Source organism: Hoeflea sp. (assembly GCF_984452065.1).
In genome coordinates, this window is record NZ_CFHWAF010000060.1 from 24,827 (window position 1) to 25,979 (window position 1,153).

Below are 1,153 nucleotides of genomic sequence, written 5' to 3' on the forward strand. Positions count from 1 at the left end.
GCCTCGGGCACATAGGTCGTCAGATGTGAGAACGGCTCGCCGCGGACCATGCGCACGCGCACCGCCTTTTGCGCATGAAGTCCGTTCGGATAGCCCATCGCCCGAGCCACGATGTCAGGCGCGCTCAGATAGGAAAACGACAACAGGCGCACCGTGGTTGCTTCGCCCATCTCGACCAGTTGCGGGATGAGCGAACCGATATCGGCGCGGATCGGTTCGGTAAGGCCTGCGCGGGCGGTCACCTGCGCACCCGCGCCCACGCGCTTTTCGATCAGCCCTTCGCCGACCAGCGCATCGAGCGCGCGCCGGACGGTGACGCGCGAGACGCCGAAACGATCCGCCAGGCGCTGCTCGGCGGGCAGCAGCGCGCCGGGCGCATGTGCGCCTCCGAAGATCTCATCGCGCAGCAGCAGAAAGACGCGCCGCGCCTTGCCGCCTTCCGGCAAAGCCCTTTTTGCCTGATCTGGCACCTCTTTGCCTCCCAGATTGGTTCGGCTCCAGAGTATGGACGGTTTCTCAAAAAGCAAGCAGCAAATCACACGGAAAGCCAAAAGTTGCCTTTCCAGCATCCAATATCTGTATTATAAAACATACAGATTGAACAGATTAAAGGGAGTCATGCCATCTTGAAAACCCATCTGATCAGTGGCTGTTCGACCGAAACGCGGGCACGGCTTTCGCGCGCTCTGACCGATGCGGCGCGCTTCGCCATCGGCGCTTCGGCCAAAGTGAGGGCACACGCATGACGGCACCCGACATAGACCCGATAACGCTCGCCGTCCTTGCCGGCCGCATGGAGCAGATCGCCGATGAGATGGACGCGACGCTGTTTCGCGCCGCCTTCAATCCGATCATCGCCGAAGCGCATGACGCCAGCCACGGCCTGTATCATGCCGAAACCGGCGATACACTCGTTCAGGGCAAGTCCGGCCTGCCGATCTTCGTCGGCGTTATGGCGTTTGCCGTCAAGGCGGTGATCGACAAGGGTTCTGTCGCAAAGTTTCCTGTGCCGGTTTCCTATCGGGGTCTGGAGGAAATCATGCAGGAGCGCGGTGTTGACGTTGACCACGCCAGGCTCAACCGTTGGGTCGTTCGCTACAGCCCGGCGATCGCAGCAAAAGCCAAAGCCAGAAAGCGGCCGGCTTGTTCGTCC

At 61.4% G+C, this 1,153-nt stretch carries 1 protein-coding gene and 2 pseudogenes; 2 read left to right on the forward strand and 1 reads right to left on the reverse strand.

Features of this window, described 5'->3' with window-relative positions:
* Positions 1-470, reverse strand: a 470-nt coding sequence (locus AC5E6N_RS13100; protein ID WP_491748228.1) for a GntR family transcriptional regulator, incomplete at its 3' end; no start/stop codon positions are given.
* 272 nt (positions 471-742) lie between these two features.
* Here AC5E6N_RS13100 and AC5E6N_RS13105 point away from each other — a divergent pair.
* A pseudogene (locus AC5E6N_RS13105) lies at positions 743-985 on the forward strand (hydantoinase B/oxoprolinase family protein); the annotation flags it as partial.
* A gap of 27 nt (positions 986-1,012) precedes the next feature.
* Positions 1,013-1,153 (forward strand): annotated as a pseudogene (locus tag AC5E6N_RS13110) (IS6 family transposase); the annotation flags it as partial.